This is a genomic window from Salinispora cortesiana, from assembly GCF_000484695.1.
GTDB lineage: Bacteria > Actinomycetota > Actinomycetes > Mycobacteriales > Micromonosporaceae > Micromonospora > Micromonospora cortesiana.
The window spans coordinates 64,328-79,009 of record NZ_AXVR01000015.1 but is presented as its reverse complement, the minus strand read 5'-3'; the positions used below and the strand labels follow the sequence as shown (position 1 = coordinate 79,009).

Annotated in this window: 17 protein-coding genes; 14 read left to right on the top strand and 3 right to left on the bottom strand. The window is 70.0% G+C overall.

Annotated elements, in window-relative coordinates; genetic code table 11:
• The first annotated feature begins 17 nt into the window (after positions 1 to 17).
• From dnaJ to K228_RS0109750, 3 genes are all read left to right on the top strand, one after another.
• Complete coding sequence (gene dnaJ / locus K228_RS0109760) at positions 18 to 1,190, top strand: molecular chaperone DnaJ (RefSeq protein WP_025618277.1); 1,173 nt, start codon at positions 18 to 20, stop codon at positions 1,188 to 1,190.
• A 43-nt stretch (positions 1,191 to 1,233) separates the two neighbouring features.
• Positions 1,234 to 1,674, top strand: a complete 441-nt coding sequence (locus K228_RS0109755; protein ID WP_025618276.1) for a heat shock protein transcriptional repressor HspR — start codon at positions 1,234 to 1,236, stop codon at positions 1,672 to 1,674.
• 102 nt (positions 1,675 to 1,776) lie between these two features.
• Complete coding sequence (locus K228_RS0109750; RefSeq protein WP_025618275.1) at positions 1,777 to 1,971, top strand: hypothetical protein; 195 nt, start codon at positions 1,777 to 1,779, stop codon at positions 1,969 to 1,971.
• 57 nt (positions 1,972 to 2,028) lie between these two features.
• Here K228_RS0109750 and K228_RS0109745 read toward each other — a convergent pair whose 3' ends face one another.
• The 3 genes from K228_RS0109745 to K228_RS0109735 all read right to left on the bottom strand — a co-directional run bounded on the left by K228_RS0109745 (position 2,029) and on the right by K228_RS0109735 (position 4,350).
• The gene (locus K228_RS0109745) at positions 2,029 to 2,460 is read right to left on the bottom strand and encodes a hypothetical protein (protein ID WP_025618274.1); all 432 of its coding nucleotides are present in this window, start codon (positions 2,458 to 2,460) and stop codon (positions 2,029 to 2,031) included.
• 178 nt (positions 2,461 to 2,638) lie between these two features.
• The gene (locus K228_RS0109740) at positions 2,639 to 3,844 is read right to left on the bottom strand and encodes a cation:proton antiporter (protein WP_025618273.1); all 1,206 of its coding nucleotides are present in this window, start codon (positions 3,842 to 3,844) and stop codon (positions 2,639 to 2,641) included.
• 5 nt (positions 3,845 to 3,849) lie between these two features.
• Positions 3,850 to 4,350 carry a cation:proton antiporter regulatory subunit gene (locus tag K228_RS0109735; protein ID WP_018723681.1) on the bottom strand — a complete coding sequence of 167 codons (501 nt, stop codon included), beginning with the start codon at positions 4,348 to 4,350 and terminating at the stop codon, positions 3,850 to 3,852.
• Between the two features lie 167 nt (positions 4,351 to 4,517).
• Between K228_RS0109735 and clpB the strand changes: the two genes are divergently transcribed.
• From clpB to pyrE, 11 genes are all read left to right on the top strand, one after another.
• A complete protein-coding gene (gene clpB, locus K228_RS0109730; protein ID WP_025618272.1) occupies positions 4,518 to 7,109 on the top strand; it encodes an ATP-dependent chaperone ClpB in 2,592 nt (863 codons plus the stop codon).
• A gap of 97 nt (positions 7,110 to 7,206) precedes the next feature.
• The gene (locus tag K228_RS0109725) at positions 7,207 to 7,833 is read left to right on the top strand and encodes a DUF4178 domain-containing protein (RefSeq protein ID WP_025618271.1); all 627 of its coding nucleotides are present in this window, start codon (positions 7,207 to 7,209) and stop codon (positions 7,831 to 7,833) included.
• A complete protein-coding gene (locus K228_RS0109720; protein ID WP_025618270.1) occupies positions 7,834 to 8,340 on the top strand; it encodes a DUF2617 family protein in 507 nt (168 codons plus the stop codon). It begins immediately after the preceding gene.
• Positions 8,337 to 8,762: a DUF4247 domain-containing protein gene (locus tag K228_RS0109715; RefSeq protein ID WP_025618269.1), complete on the top strand. Its 426-nt coding sequence runs from the start codon at positions 8,337 to 8,339 to the stop codon at positions 8,760 to 8,762. The genes K228_RS0109720 and K228_RS0109715 overlap by 4 nt, the downstream gene beginning before the upstream one ends.
• 36 nt (positions 8,763 to 8,798) lie before the next feature.
• The gene (locus K228_RS0109710) at positions 8,799 to 9,224 is read left to right on the top strand and encodes a DUF350 domain-containing protein (RefSeq protein WP_025618268.1); all 426 of its coding nucleotides are present in this window, start codon (positions 8,799 to 8,801) and stop codon (positions 9,222 to 9,224) included.
• Positions 9,224 to 10,000: a hypothetical protein gene (locus K228_RS0109705; protein WP_050580967.1), complete on the top strand. Its 777-nt coding sequence runs from the start codon at positions 9,224 to 9,226 to the stop codon at positions 9,998 to 10,000. Before K228_RS0109710 ends, K228_RS0109705 begins: the two co-directional genes overlap by 1 nt.
• Positions 9,997 to 11,553 (top strand): polyamine aminopropyltransferase, encoded by a 1,557-nt coding sequence (locus K228_RS0109700; RefSeq protein WP_025618266.1) that lies wholly within the window; start codon positions 9,997 to 9,999, stop codon positions 11,551 to 11,553. Before K228_RS0109705 ends, K228_RS0109700 begins: the two co-directional genes overlap by 4 nt.
• Positions 11,554 to 11,618: 65 nt before the next feature.
• Entirely contained in the window at positions 11,619 to 12,458 is an 840-nt protein-coding gene (locus tag K228_RS0109695; RefSeq protein WP_025618265.1) for a hypothetical protein, read from the top strand.
• A 97-nt stretch (positions 12,459 to 12,555) separates the two neighbouring features.
• Positions 12,556 to 13,161, top strand: coding sequence for a hypothetical protein (locus K228_RS0109690; RefSeq protein WP_025618264.1), 606 nt, complete (start codon positions 12,556 to 12,558; stop codon positions 13,159 to 13,161).
• Positions 13,162 to 13,168: 7 nt separating this feature from the next.
• Positions 13,169 to 13,978, top strand: coding sequence for an SDR family NAD(P)-dependent oxidoreductase (locus tag K228_RS0109685; protein ID WP_025618263.1), 810 nt, complete (start codon positions 13,169 to 13,171; stop codon positions 13,976 to 13,978).
• Between the two features lie 144 nt (positions 13,979 to 14,122).
• Positions 14,123 to 14,662, top strand: a complete 540-nt coding sequence (gene pyrE / locus K228_RS0109680) for an orotate phosphoribosyltransferase (RefSeq protein WP_018217902.1) — start codon at positions 14,123 to 14,125, stop codon at positions 14,660 to 14,662.
• Positions 14,663 to 14,682: the final 20 nt, after the last annotated feature.

The following is a 14,682-nucleotide window of genomic DNA, read 5'->3' as shown; positions in this document are numbered from 1 at the left end:
AGGAAGGGGGCGGACCGCTGAGTTCCAAGGACTGGATCGAGAAGGACTACTACGCCGCCCTTGGTGTGGGCAAGTCCGCCTCCGCTGATGAGATCAAGAAGGCGTACCGGAAGCTGGCGCGCGAGTCGCACCCGGATCGCAATCCTGGCGACGCGTCGGCCGAGGAGCGGTTCAAGGCGGCCTCCGAGGCGTACACGGTGCTCGGCGACGACGCCAAGCGCCGTGAGTACGACGAGATGCGTTCGTTGTTCGGCTCGGGTGCGTTTCGGCGTAACGCCCGTGGAGCAGGTCAGCCCGGCGGGGTGCCGTTCGATGTCGGCGACCTGTTCGGTGGCGCGGCCGGTGGTGACCGGCGGTTCAGCGGGGCAGGGTTTCAGGACCTGTTCGGTTCGATCTTTCCGGGCGGGGGCGGGGCCGCAGCGCGTGGCCCGGCTCGGGGACGGGACGTGGAGACCGAGGTCGCGCTCGACTTCGACGATGCGATTCGCGGGGTGACCCTGCCGCTGACATTGCGGACGCCGGGGGTGTGTGACACCTGTCGTGGCGACGGGGCGAAGCCGGGTACGCAGCCGCGGACCTGCCCGACCTGTCGCGGTGCCGGCGTGACCACCCGCAATCAGGGGTCGTTCAGCTTCTCTGAGCCCTGTACCGACTGCCAGGGCGTCGGCACGGTGGTGGACGAGAAGTGCCCAGAGTGCCAGGGCGCCGGTGGCATCACCAAGAACCGGACGTTGAACGTTCGGTTCCCGGCCGGGGTGTCCGACGGTCAGCGGATCCGGCTGGCGGGGCGGGGTGAGCCCGGGGCGCGGGGCGGGCCCGCCGGTGACCTGTTCATTCAGGTCAAGGTCAACTCGGACGACCTGTTCGGACGAGCCGGCGAGGACCTGACCCTGACGGTGCCGATCACCTTCGCGGAGGCGGTACTCGGCACCGATCTCCGGGTACCCACCTTCGACGGCGCGGTAACTCTTCGGGTACCCCCGGGTACGCCGAGCGGACGTGTCCTCCGGGCCCGGGGCAAGGGGGTGGTCCGTACCGATGGACGGGCCGGTGACCTGTTGGTCACCCTTGAGGTGGTGGTGCCAGCGAAGCTGTCGGAGGAGGCGCGGGCGGCGTTGGAGACGTTCGTTGCCCATACCCCGCCGGCTGCTCGGGAACATCTCGACGCGCGGGTGCGTCGGGGGAGCTGACCGGGCGGCGGGCTCGGTGGAGTGCACGCGGAGGTGAGCGGGGATGGCGGACAACTTCGTCGGTGCGGATGACCCTGCCTACGAGGCCAAGGTACTGATGATCTCGGTGGCTGCCCGGATGGCGGGCATGCACCCACAGACGCTGCGCCAGTACGACCGGCTCGGTCTGGTGCAGCCCGGCCGGGCGGCCGGGGGCGGTCGTCGGTACAGCGTTCGGGATGTGGTGCTGCTCCGCGAGGTGCAGCGGCTCAGCCAGGACGACGGCATCAACCTGGCCGGGGTGAAGCGGATCATCGGGTTGGAGCGGCTGCTGGAGCAGGCGCAGCAGCGGGTGGCCCGGCTGGAGATGGAGTTGGAGGCCGCGTACCGCCGGATCGCCGAGTTGGAGGCGGTGGCCCGCTTCCCCGGCAGTGACCTGGTGCCCGCCAGCCGCACCTCCACCGCGTTGGTGGTCTGGCGTCCTCGCCGGAACCCGGAGCGGTGAGCCGGCGCCGGATTCGGGGTTCGGCCCCGCGGGGCGGCTGGGTCGGCTAATCTTAGGATCAGCTCCAAATCCACCCAAATCGGACTTCACTGGTAGGGGGTCATGGCGGAACCGGCCAAGGGTCTCGCCCAGCAGGCGGAGGACAGCCTCGAGCAGGTGGCCGAGGCGGTCCGAAAGCGGTTCGACGAGCTCACCGAGGGAAGGTTCAGCGACCAGATCAAGGAAGGACGGTTCGCGGATTCGGGTGACTCCGGTACCGACCAGGGGCACCCCGCGAACCAGCATCAGCGTCGCTGACCGAGCAGGTCGGCCGATGGACGGGCCGGGACCCACGGGGGGTCCCGGCCCATCCAGTCAGGGGAGGCGGCGGTTCTCCCGGACCAGTCCCCCCTCACACCAGTCGCGGTAGACGTAGACATCCGGCTGGGCCAGCAGAGTCCGGCTGTTCTGTGCCCACGTCCGCATCGGCTCGTCCCCCTCCCGCTCGGCCCGCTCCACCAGCTTCCAGAACCGCCGCTTCGGATGGGCCCGAAAACTCGTTCGGATCCCGTCTGCGGCATAGATGTAGAGGCAGTGCAGTGCGAAGCGGCGGGCCGGACAAGCCGGATCCATCGCCAGGTCGAAGAGGGTGGCCACCAGTCCATTGCCGGCGACCAGGAGGTCCCAGTCCTGCGGCATGGAGGCCAGCGGCACCGAGTCGGGATGGTAGGCCCAGGCCCGTAGCTCCGTCGGTGACGGGTCAACCGGGTTCGTGAAGCCGCGGAACGTCGAATCCTCCCCACCCACCGGCCAACCCTCCGCTCTCGCCTGGGCGACGGCGCCGTGTACCCCTCTCCGCTGTTGGGCGGCAACGGTAACGCGAGCATGCCGGCGGCGGTAGCCCTCGCCGGGGCGGATTCGTAGTCCGGTGGGCTGGACCGGCCCGCCGGTGGCCCGCACCGGGCAGGCCACCGAGACGGGCGGATCAGTCCCCGACGGGCACCGGTTGGGCCTGCTGCTTGGCGGCGCGTTGCCGCAGCCAGCGCTTGAACCAGTCGAGGTCGGGCACCCGGGCGAGGGTCGGTCCAACCACCACGGTGATCAACACGTACGCCGTGGCGAGCGCGGCCAGCTGCGGATCGACACTTCCGGCCGCCACCGCCAGCCCGGCGATGACGATGGAGAACTCTCCCCGCGGTACCAGGGTGAGCCCGGTGCGCCAGCGACCGGGCTCGGCGATGCCGGCCCGCCGGGCGGCGAGGTATCCGGTGAGCGTCTTCGTGCCCATCGTCACCACCGCCAGCGCGAGCGCCGGCAGCAGCACCGGCGGGATGTCGCGCGGGTCGGTGACCAGCCCGAAGAAGAGGAAGAACACCGCGGCGAACAGGTCCCGCAGCGGCGTTAGGAGTTCGGTGGCGTGGTGCGCGACCGGTCCGGAGATCGCGATGCCGACCAGGAACGCGCCGACCGCGGCCGAGACCTGGAGCTTCGCGGCCACCCCGGCGACCAGCAGGGTCAGGCCGAGCACGCCCAGGAGTAGCGCCTCCGGATCGCGGGCCGACATGACGTTCGAGATGGTCCGGCCATACCGAATCGCGACCACCAGCACGATCAGCACCGTGGCGACCGCGACGGCGAGCGCGGCGCCGCCGGCGACCAGCCCGGCCCCGGCCAGGACGGCGGTCAGCAGCGGCAGGTAGAAGGCCATCGCCAGGTCTTCGATGACCAGCACCGACAACACCACCGGGGTCTCCCGGTTGCCGAGCCGGCCCAGGTCACTGAGGACTTTCGCGACCACGCCGGAGGACGAGATCCAGGTGATTCCGGCGAGCACGATCGCGGCTACCCAGTCCCAGCCGAGCAGCAGTGCGAAGGCGGCGCCGGGCAACGCGTTGAGCAGGCCGTCGATCAGCCCGGCCGGTGCCGCGGCGCGGAGGTTGCCGACCAGCTCGCTGGCGGAGTATTCCAGGCCGAGCATGACCAGCAGGAGGATCACGCCGATTTCGGCGCCGATCGCGAAGAACTCCTCGCTGGCCTTGAATCCAAAGACTCCGCCGTGCCCGAAGAGGAGCCCGGCGAGCAGGTAGAGGGGGATGGGGGAGAGCCCGATCCGTCGGCTGAGTCGGCCGAGGAGCCCGAGCAGGAACAGCAGTGCACCGACTTCGATGAGCAGTGTGGTGGTGTCGTGCATCCGCCTCAGCCGTCCGGGTCGCCGTCGGCGAGGATGGCGGTCACCCCGTCGAGGCCCTGTCGGGTCCCGACCACAACGACGACGTCACCGGCCGCGAAGCGGAATGAGGGTTCTGGGGAGACGATTACCTCGCCGTGGCGGAGCACCGCCACGATCGAGGCGCCGGTGCGGGTGCGCGCCTTCGTGTCGCCGAGTTTGCGGCCCACGTACGACGAGGCCGCGGGGATGGCGACCTGCTCGGTCAGCAGCCCGGCGGCCTGCTCCCGCAGCCCGGAGAGCTGGCCGAGCAGCAGCGACGCACCGAGGATGTCGGCGAGCGCCTCGGCCTCGTCGTCGGTCAGCGGAATGTCGGCCTGGCAGGCGTCGGGGTCATCGGGGTCGTAGAGAACGAGGTCTCGCCGGCCGTTGCGGTGGGAAACCACCCCGAGCCGCCGTCCGGACTCCGTCATCAGATCGTGGCGGACACCGATCCCCGGAAGGGCAGTCTGTTCGACACGTACTCGCACGTGGTCAAGGCTACCGTGCGCGCCAGGTCGAGATGATCGAGCGGGATGTGGGCCGGTGCCAAGGGGAAACTCGAACAGGTGACCTACTTCACATGCCCAAAGTTGAGCGGAATAGGCTCAACTTTGGCAGTGTCCATACCAGTGGACACGCCGACCCGGGGGAGCCCATGAACACCGAACGTCTCACCACAAAGAGCCGCGAGGCCATCACCGGCGCCGTCACCCTCGCCGGCCAGCGCGGGCACGCCACGGTGGAGCCCTGGCATCTGCTGCTGTCCCTGCTGGACACCGCCGGATCAACTGCGGTCGGCCTGCTGCGCGCCACCGGAGCCGACCCCGAAGACCTGCGCCGCGCCGCCCAGCAAGCGGTAGCTGCGCTGCCCGTCGCGCGCGGGTCCAGCGTCGTCGAGCCGACCCTGGCCCGGGAGTTCGTCAACGCCATCGGCGCCGCCGAACAGATCGCCCGTCCCCTCGGCGACGAGTACACCTCGACCGAGCATCTCCTCGCCGGCCTGGCCCGGGTCGGCGGCGCGGTGTCGGCGGCGCTCCGGACCGCCGGGGCCACCGAGGAGGCCCTGGCTGCCTCGTTCCCGACCGTGCGGGGCGGGGACCGCCGGGTCACCAGCGCCGACCCGGAGCAGACCTACCAGGCCCTCGCGAAGTATGGCGTCGACCTGACCGCCAGCGCCCGGGACGGCCGGATCGACCCGGTGATCGGCCGGGACACCGAGATTCGCCGGGTGATCCAGGTGCTGTCCCGGCGGACGAAGAACAACCCGGTCCTGATCGGCGAGCCGGGCGTCGGTAAGACCGCGATCGTCGAGGGCCTGGCCCAGCGGATCGTCGCCGGGGACGTCCCCGAGTCGCTACGGGACAAGAAGCTGGTCTCCCTGGACCTCGGCGCGATGGTGGCCGGTGCGTCGTACCGGGGGCAGTTCGAGGAACGGCTGAAGTCCGTCCTTGAGGAGATCAAGAACTCGGATGGCCAGGTCATTACCTTCCTGGACGAACTGCACACCGTCGTCGGCGCCGGTAAGGGCGAGGGCTCGATGGACGCCGGCAACATGCTCAAACCCATGCTGGCCCGGGGCGAGCTGCGGATGGTCGGCGCGACCACACTGGATGAATATCGCGAGCACATCGAGTCCGACCCAGCCCTGGAGCGTCGCTTCCAGCCGGTGTTGGTCGGCGAGCCCACCATCGAGGACACCGTCGGCATCCTGCGGGGCCTCAAGGAGCGGTACGAGGTGCACCACGGCGTGCGGATCACCGACGGAGCGCTGGTCGCCGCCGCCACCCTGTCCGACCGCTACATCACCGACCGGTTCCTGCCGGACAAGGCCATCGACCTGGTTGACGAGTCCGCGTCCCGGCTCCGGATGGAGATCGACTCCCGGCCGGTTGAGGTGGACGAGATTGAGCGGGCGGTGCGCCGGCTCGAGATCGAGGAGATGGCGCTGGCGAAGGAGGCGGACGCCGCCTCCGTCGAGCGGCTGGAGCGGCTGCGCAAGGAACTGGCCGACAAACGTGAACAGCTCACCGCCCTCTCCGAGCGCTGGCAGACCGAGAAGCGGCACATCACCCGACTCTCGACGGCCAAGGAGGATCTGGAGCGGCTCAGCGGGGAGGCCGAGCGCGCCGAGCGCGACGGCGAGCTGGAGCGCGCCGCCGAGCTGCGGTACGGGCGTATCCCGGAGCTCAAGGCCGACCTGAGCCAGGCGGCGGAGGAACTGGCCCGGCTCCAGGCGGACGGCGCGATGCTCAAGGAGGAGGTCGGCGCGGACGACATCGCCGCCGTGGTCGCCTCCTGGACCGGCATCCCCGCCGGCCGGCTCCTCGAGGGCGAGACGGCGAAACTGCTGCGGATGGAGGAGTCGCTGGGCGAGCAGGTGGTCGGCCAGGCCCGCGCGGTGGGCGCCGTCGCCGACGCGGTCCGGCGAGCCCGCGCCGGTATCGCGGACCCGGACCGCCCGACCGGCAGCTTCCTCTTTCTCGGCCCGACCGGTGTCGGCAAGACCGAGTTGGCCAAGGCGCTCGCGGGGTTCCTCTTCGACGACGAGCGGGCGATGGTACGAATCGACATGAGCGAGTACGGCGAGAAGCACTCCGTCGCCCGCCTCGTCGGCGCCCCACCCGGCTACGTCGGGTACGAGGAGGGCGGCCAGCTCACCGAAGCCGTACGTCGTCGGCCGTACTCGGTGATCCTGCTCGACGAGGTGGAGAAGGCCCACCCGGACGTCTTCGATCTCCTGCTCCAGGTGCTCGACGACGGCCGGCTCACCGACGGCCAGGGTCGGACGGTGGACTTCCGCAACGCCATCCTGATCCTCACCTCCAACCTCGGCTCGTCAGTGGTGGGCGACCTCACCGTGGCGGAGGAGCAGCGCCGCGAGGGCGTCCTGGCGGTGGTCCGGTCGCACTTCAAGCCGGAGTTCCTCAACCGCCTCGACGACACCGTGGTCTTCGCCGCCCTCCAGGGCGAGCAACTGCGGGCCATCGTGGACATCCAGCTGGATCGGATGCGCCGCCGGCTCGCCGACCGTCGGTTGGGCCTGGAGATCACCGACCCGGCTCGGGAGTGGCTCGCCGAGCACGGCTACGACCCGGTGTACGGCGCCCGCCCCCTGCGTCGCCTGGTGCAGACCGCCATCGGGGACCAGCTGGCCAAGGCCCTGCTGGCTGGCCGGATCCGCGACGGCGACACCGTCCGGGTGGGCCTGGCGGACGGCCGGGACGCCCTCACCGTGACCGCTATCTAGCCCCCTCCTCTTCGCGCGGGTTCGGGTGCTTGTCAGCTCCGCCGGGGGTGCACCGGGTTGTTATCGTCTCCGATCGACATACCTGGGGAGGTGGTCGGTGGACGGGTCGGTGGCGTATCTGCTGGCGACGATGGGCGCCCTGGCGGTGGCGGCCGCGGTGGTGGCCGCCGCGTGGGTCCAGCGCCGGAACAGCGGCCGTCCACTCGGTGCGCCGGTCGCTGGCGATCCGCTGCGCGACCGCGACGCGGATGCCCTTCGCGGCGACCCGCGGCGTCTCAAGCCCGGGGACCTCGTCGAGGTCCCCGGCGGCGTGACCTACTCGGTGCGCGGCTCCGTCCGCCTGGTGGAAGGTGCGTGGAGCTGGACAGAACACCTGCTCGACGACGCGGACGGCATCCGGCGTTGGCTCTCCGTTGAGGAGGATCCAGAGCTGGAACTGGTGCTCTGGGCGGCCGAACCCGGCGCCACGATCACTCCGGGGGCACCGACCATCGACTTCGCCGGCCGTCGCTACCGCTGGAACGAGTCCGGCCAGGCCCGCTACACCGCGGTCGGCGCCACCACGCTCGACCCGAGTGGCACCGTGCGCTACCACGACTACCAGGCCTCCGGCGGGGAGCGGCTGTCGTTCGAGGCGTACGGCGAGGCGGGCTGGGAGGTGGCCCGGGGCGAGCGGCTGCACCGCTCCGAAGTGATGATCTATCCGCGGGACGAGGTGGCCTGAGTGCTCGTCACGCTGGTCGCCCCCTACGTCGACACCTGCGCCGCCGACCTCAGCCTGGCGCTCGACAGCGCACCGCACCCCGCGCTGCACGTACTCCAGGTCGACCTGCCCGGTGCGGCCCAGGTGCGGCTGCGCCTGCTCGGCGCCTCGCACCAGGTGGTGCTGCGCGCCCCGGGCGCCGCGCTGACCGAGACGGTGGCGTGCCTACCCGGCCGCCGCCCCGACCTGCCCGACCGGGTCCACGACGAGTCCACCGGCTACCGGTTCAGCGCCACCGTGCTGCGTCCCGACGACGAGGGCCTGCGGGAACGGGTGGCGGCGCTGCGCACCGGCCTGGCGGATGACCCGTACGCCCTGGTCGGGGTCTTCCCCGGCGACGTTGACGCAGTGACCGCGTTGGCGGTGCGTCCGGGCCGGTCGGGTGGCGCCGTCACCTGGCGCACCTGGCATGCGTACCCGCAGACCAGGGAACTGGTCCTGACCGAAACGGTGGTGACTTCGCGATGACGTACCGGCGCTGGTTTGTGGTGGGGACGGCGTTCGCCATCCTTGGCGTGTTGGTCGTGACCATCGCCGTCAGCTCCGGCAGCTTCTCCCCGCGCGGCTTCGTCGAGGACCACTACCAGCGGGCCGCCGCGCACGACCTCGGCAGCGAGGCGCTGGCCTACAGCTCGACGAAGCAGCCGAGCCAGGTGGCCCAGGAGATCACCGACGCCTGGCAGCCGGCTGACCAGTACATCGACAGCACCGGTGTCTACCTGCGCTACAACGATGACTCGGTGGTGATCCGGCCAGTCGCCGCAGGCTCACTGATCCTCCTGGAACGGCTTACCACCGCGTACCCGCGCTACTACTCCCACGTAGGAAGTCACTGGGGCTGGGGTCAGGGCAACACCGTTCGGGGTGGTGGCCCGGGCAGTGGCAAATAGCACCTCTACCGACCGAGTGAACCCTGGAGCGCCCCTGTGTTGCAGACCCTCGTCCTGGACTTGCTGCTCACCCTCGCCTATGGAGTGGTAGGGATCGCTCTCATGGGCGTCGGCTACAGCCTGGTTGACCTAGCCACCCCGGGCCGGCTCAATCAGCTGATTTGGAACGAACGCAACCGCAACGCCGCGCTCCTGCTCACCTCGAACGTGCTCAGCGTCGGCACCATCGTGGTTGCCGCGATCATCGCCAGCGAGGACAACTTCCTCGTCGGCCTGACCGGGGCGACGTTGTATGGGTTCCTGGGCCTGGTCATCATGGCAGCCGCGTTCCTGTTGCTGGACCTCGCCACCCCCGGGCGGCTCGGCGAGATCCTCGTCGACCCGGAGCCACACCCCGCGGTGTGGGTGACCGCTGCCGTTCACCTCGCTGCCGGCGCGATCATCGCCGCCGCGATCAGCTGATGGCCTCGGGGGCAGCGCCGCGAGCATCCTCCGGGCAGAGCTGGCGGGCCTGGGGTGGCTTCGCGGTGGTGACCGTCATCGGCGCTGTGGTCGTCACCGCCATCCTGACCGAGGACAGGAGCACGGTCGTACCGCCGCCCACCACCACCGAACGCAACGACACGGTGGCCCTGCTGCGCGACGCCGCCGAGCAGCAGGACATCTGCTACGGCTGGGAGCTTGAGCAGGGGTACGGGGACGTGGTCAGCGCCGGGTCGAACCTCGGTGCCGGCATCTCGGTGGTTGACCACCCGCAGTGCCCCCGCTGGCTGCGGGTCGCCGTGACCGTCGTCTACACCCCGGAGAGCAGCGAGGCCGCGGACTACGCCACGGTGGCGGTCCAGGGGTCGTCCGAATTCACCGATGAGCTCTTCGATCTGGCGGCCGGAATATCGCGGTTCGGCCTTGATGAGGCGGCCTTCCTCGAGGAGCCCGGCTGGGCGGTGACGCGGGCCGCGGTGAGTCTTCCACTTCTTGTCGTCGAACGTGGGGTGGCCAGCCCGGAATCGATGATCACCAGCGCGCCCGTCGCGGCGCCGAGCCCGCTGCCGGCAGCCGGCAGCGACCTGTGGCGGGAGCGTTCCGGCTGGCTGATCGGGGCCGCCGGGATGCTGCTGATCGCCGTGCTGCTGGTCGTGGTCGGCCTGGTTCAGTGGCGTCGGCGGCGTGGTGCGGCGGCGGGTGCGGACGGGCGTGGCGAGGGCACGGTCGCGGCGCGGACGGTGGAGCGGGCGTGACGGTGGACACGGTCCGGTGGCGGCCGGCTCGCGCCGCCGTACTGGCCGCGGTGTTCGTCTGTGCGGCCTGCGGCCTCGTCTACGAGCTGGCCCTGGTCGCGCTCGGCAGCTACCTGATCGGCGACACGGTCGGGCAGGCGTCGATCGTGCTTGGGGTCATGGTCTTCGCGATGGGTGTGGGAGCCCTCGCCGCGAAGCCGCTGCAGTCGCGGGCCGCCGCCGCATTCGCCGCGATCGAACTGGCCCTGGCGCTGCTCGGGGGCCTGTCGGTACTCGGCCTCTACGCGGCGTTCGCCTGGCTGAACCTGTATATGCCGGCACTGGTCGGCACGGCCTTCGTGCTCGGACTGTTGATCGGCGCGGAGATCCCGCTGCTGATGGTGTTGCTGCAACGGATTCGCCGACAGGCGGCCGGCAGTGCGGTTGCCGACCTGTTCGCCGCCGACTACGTCGGTGCCCTCCTCGGTGGCCTGGCCTTCCCGTTCCTCCTGCTGCCCCTCTTCGGCCAGCTCAAGGGCGCGCTGGTGGTCGGCGCGGTGAACGCCGTCGCCGGCCTGGCGTTGGTCTTCACCGTCTTTCGGCGGGAGCTCAGCGGCCGGGCGCGAACGGCACTAACCGCCGGCTCCGTGCTGGTCGCTGTCTGCCTCGGGTACGCGTGGCTGACCGCCCATGACTTCGAGGTGACCGCCCGTCAGCAGCTCTATCGCGATCCGGTGGTGCACGCGGAGCGCAGTCGCTACCAGGAGATCGTCCTCACCCGGTCGGTAGCCGAGCCCGGCGGCGAGACCGATCTGCGTCTCTTTCTCAATGGGGACCTCCAGTTCAGCTCAGTCGACGAATATCGATACCACGAGGCGCTGGTGCATCCGGCGCTCGCTGGTTCGCGTGGTGAGGTGCTCGTGCTCGGTGCCGGGGATGGGCTCGCGGTTCGGGAACTGCTGCGCTACCCGGATGTCCGTCGGATCACCGTGGTCGACCTGGATGCGGCGGTGGTGGCGTTGGCCCGCACCGAGCCGCGACTGCGGCAGCTCAATGGCGGTTCGCTCGACGACCCCCGGGTGCGGGTGCTGCATGCCGACGCGTTCGGGTGGCTGCGGTCCACCACCGAGCAGTTCGACGTGGTGATCGCCGATCTGCCCGACCCGGACGAGACGGCTACCGCGAAGCTCTACTCCGTGGAGTTCTACACGTTGGTCCGTAACGCGCTGGCCGGCGAGGGTCGGCTGGTTGTGCAGGCCGGTTCCCCGTACTTCGCACCCCGGTCGTACTGGTCCATTGAGGCGTCGCTGCGGGCGGCCGGATTCGCCACCACGCCGTACCATGTGGACATTCCCTCCTTCGGCGACTGGGGTTTCTTGCTCGCCGCGCCCGATGAGCTCCCGTCAATGCTGGCCCTGCCGAGCGACGCGCCAGCCCTGCGCTTTCTGGACGCGGCGACGCTGGCCGCCGCCGAGGTCTTCCCGCCGGACCGACGCCGGGTCAACGTGCCGGCGTCAACGCTGTTACAACCCCGAGTGCTCGAGTACGCGCGTGCCGAATGGCGCGGGTACTGAGATCCTCGTACCGTCGTTGTTGGCCCGAGGCCGTACGGTGTGGGCGCGAAAGAGGGAGGAGAAACGTGGCAAATCCGCAACAACCCGTACGGGCACGTCCGGGCATCGTCACCATTTCCAGCTACCTGATTTTTTTCTATGCCGTCCTGGCGCTGATTGACATGGTCATCGGGCTCACCACCGTGGGCACGTTCCAGGATGTCCTCCGGGATGCCTACGCGGGCACCGAGGCCGAGGGCGCCGAGGCCGTCGTGGTGTTCATGGTTGTCGCGATGAGCCTGGTCAGCCTGCTCTTCGCGGCTGGGTTGGTCGTTCTCGCCCTGCTCAACAACCGAGGGATGAACACGGCCCGGATCATCACCTGGGTCGTCGGGGGAATCGCGCTCTGCTGCACCAGCGGCAGCCTGGCCCTTTCCACCGCGGGCACCGTGGGGGGCGAGGCCACCGACGACGGGATCAGCCAGGAGGAAATCAATCGTCGGCTGGAGGAATCCCTGCCGTCCTGGCACGAACCGGTGCTGAAGCTGACCGCTACGCTCGGCGTCATCTCCCTGTTGGTGGCCCTGATCCTGCTTGCGCTGCCGAAGGCGAACGAGTTCTTCCGCAAGCCGCAGCAGCAGTGGGAGCCCCCGGTCCCCGGCACCGCCTATCCCATGACTCCGGGTGGGCCGGTGTACCCCACGACCCCGGGTGCCTCTTACCCGACGACCCCGGGCCAGTCGGGCTATCCGCAGGCCGATCCAAGTACGGGCGCCCCGGGCCAGCCGGGCTCTCCGGGGGGCGATCCGAGTACGGGCTCCTCGGGCCAGTCGGGCTCTTCGGGGAGCGACTGGAGTTCGGGCTCTTCGGGGAGCTCGGGTTCGTCAGACTCGGGCGGCGGGGGGCACTCCGGCGGGTACGGCTAGCAGCTAGCCGCGCCGGCGGTCTCCCCGCCGGAGAAGCGCGACATCGACTGATCCCTCCGGATAGCGTGCAACCCGACGCCTACCGGAGGGATCAGTCGTGTCGTACCCCGAGCCGGCCCGCCGCCCCGCTGCGGTGACCGCGGCTGTCGTGCTGCTGGCGCTGATGGCGTTGGCCGCCGTCGCGTACGCCGTTGCCGGCCTGTTCATCCTGTTCAGCACGGTCAACGCCTTCCGGTTGGCGGTAGCGGGCAGTGCGGCTTCGTCGGACGAGATCGATGCGGTGGTCGTGCTGGTCGCCGTCTGGACAGTGGCCGGTGCGGTGGTCAGCCTGCTCGCCGGGGTGCTTCTGGCCGCGCTCGCCGGGCTGGTGCGCACCGGCCGTAACGGTGCGCGGGTAGCGACCTGGGTGGTCGCCGGCCTGGGGGTGGTCGGTGGCTGCTGCGGGCTCACCGTTCTGGGCGGGATGCGGGCCTTCCCCATGCAGCCGGGCGACGAGGATCGCTCCACCATCGAACTCCTCGCCCGACTGTCCGAGGCGTACCCGGACTGGTGGATCTCGCTGGGCGCAGGTCTTTCGGTTGGGCAGGTGCTCGGTTACCTTGTGGTAGCAACGTTGCTGGCCTTGCCGCCGGCAGCTATCTGGTTCCGCCGACCCGTGTCCTCCCCGCATGGGCCATATCCGCCCCCGCATCTCCCGAGGTGAGACGCTCGTGCCGAGTGACCAGTCGACCACCGAGCGGCGTGCCTTGATCACCGGTGCGACGGCTGGCATCGGCGCCGAGTTCGCCCGCCAACTGGCCGCGGAGGGCTGGCACCTGGTGCTGGTTGCTCGGGACGCAGCCCGGCTGGGCGAGACCGCCGCCGAGCTGACCGCCCAGCACGGCCGAGAGGTCGAGACGATCTCCGCTGATCTGTCCACTGATGACGGATGCGCGGCGGTGGAGCGCCGGCTCACCACGGGTTCCCCGGTCGAGTTGCTGGTGAACAATGCGGGGTTCAGCCTCAACACGCCGTTCCTGCGGTCGTCGCCGGAAGACGAGGCACGTCTGCTCCGGCTCAACGTGCACGCGGTGATGCGGCTCACCCTCGCCGCCGTCCAGCCGATGGCCGAGCGGCGGAGTGGGGCAGTGATAAATGTCTCTTCGGTCTCTGGGTTCGCGCCGGTCATGCCCGGTTCGACGTACCCGGCGAGCAAAGCGTGGGTGACCAGCTTCAGCGAGTCGGTCGGTCTGTCGGTGCGGGAGTTCGGTGTCCAGGTGATGGCGCTCTGCCCGGGCTACACCCGTACCGAGTTTCACGACCGGGCCGGCATCGACCGGTCGAAGATGCCGGCGTGGATGTGGCTGCGGGCGGAGGATGTCGTCGCTGAATCCCTGCGCGACCTGCGAAAAGGTAAGTTGGTCAGCGTCCCGGTGTGGAAGTACAAGCTGCTCGTGGCGGGGATGCGGCACGCCCCCCGGCGGCTGGTGAAAGCCTTCTCGCAGGACGCCCGGGGTCAGGTCAGCCGCTCGGAACAGTGATTGCCCGGAAGGGTCGTCGGCCGCGCCGACGACCCTTCCGGTTGCGGAACGTGTTGGTATATCGCCCGCTGTCAGATCGCCCGCAGGGTTGACCTAGGCCGCCCCGACACACAGCTCCCAGCATCGAGCAGTACCCTCTTCGCCATGGGGGACCACGACGACCTGCGTAAATTCATCACCGACCTGGCAGTGGTCCATGGTCGAGTGGTGCTCTCCTCGGGACGTGCGGCGGACTGGTATGTGGACCTGCGGCGCGTAACGCTGCATCACGAGGCTGCACCGTTGGTGGGCCGGGTGCTGCGGGAATTGACTGCCGACTGGGCGTACGACGCGGTGGGTGGGCTCACCCTCGGCGCCGACCCGATCGCGCTGTCGATGCTGCACGCCACCGCTGGTACCGATCGCCCGCTGGATGCCTTCGTAGTCCGTAAGGCGGGCAAGGCACACGGGCTGCAGCGCCGGATCGAGGGGCCCGATGTGGCTGGGCGCCGAGTGCTCGCGGTGGAAGACACCTCCACCACGGGCCAGAGCGTGTTGACTGCTGTCGAGGCCCTACGTGAGGCCGGGGCCGAGGTGGTGGGGGTAGCGGTTATTGTTGATCGAGGTGCCGGCGCCGCGGTGCGAGCCGCCGGACTGCCGTACCGGGCGGCCTATACGTTGGCTGACCTCGGCCTTGTGGCGTAAAAGTCTGCCGATTTGGATTC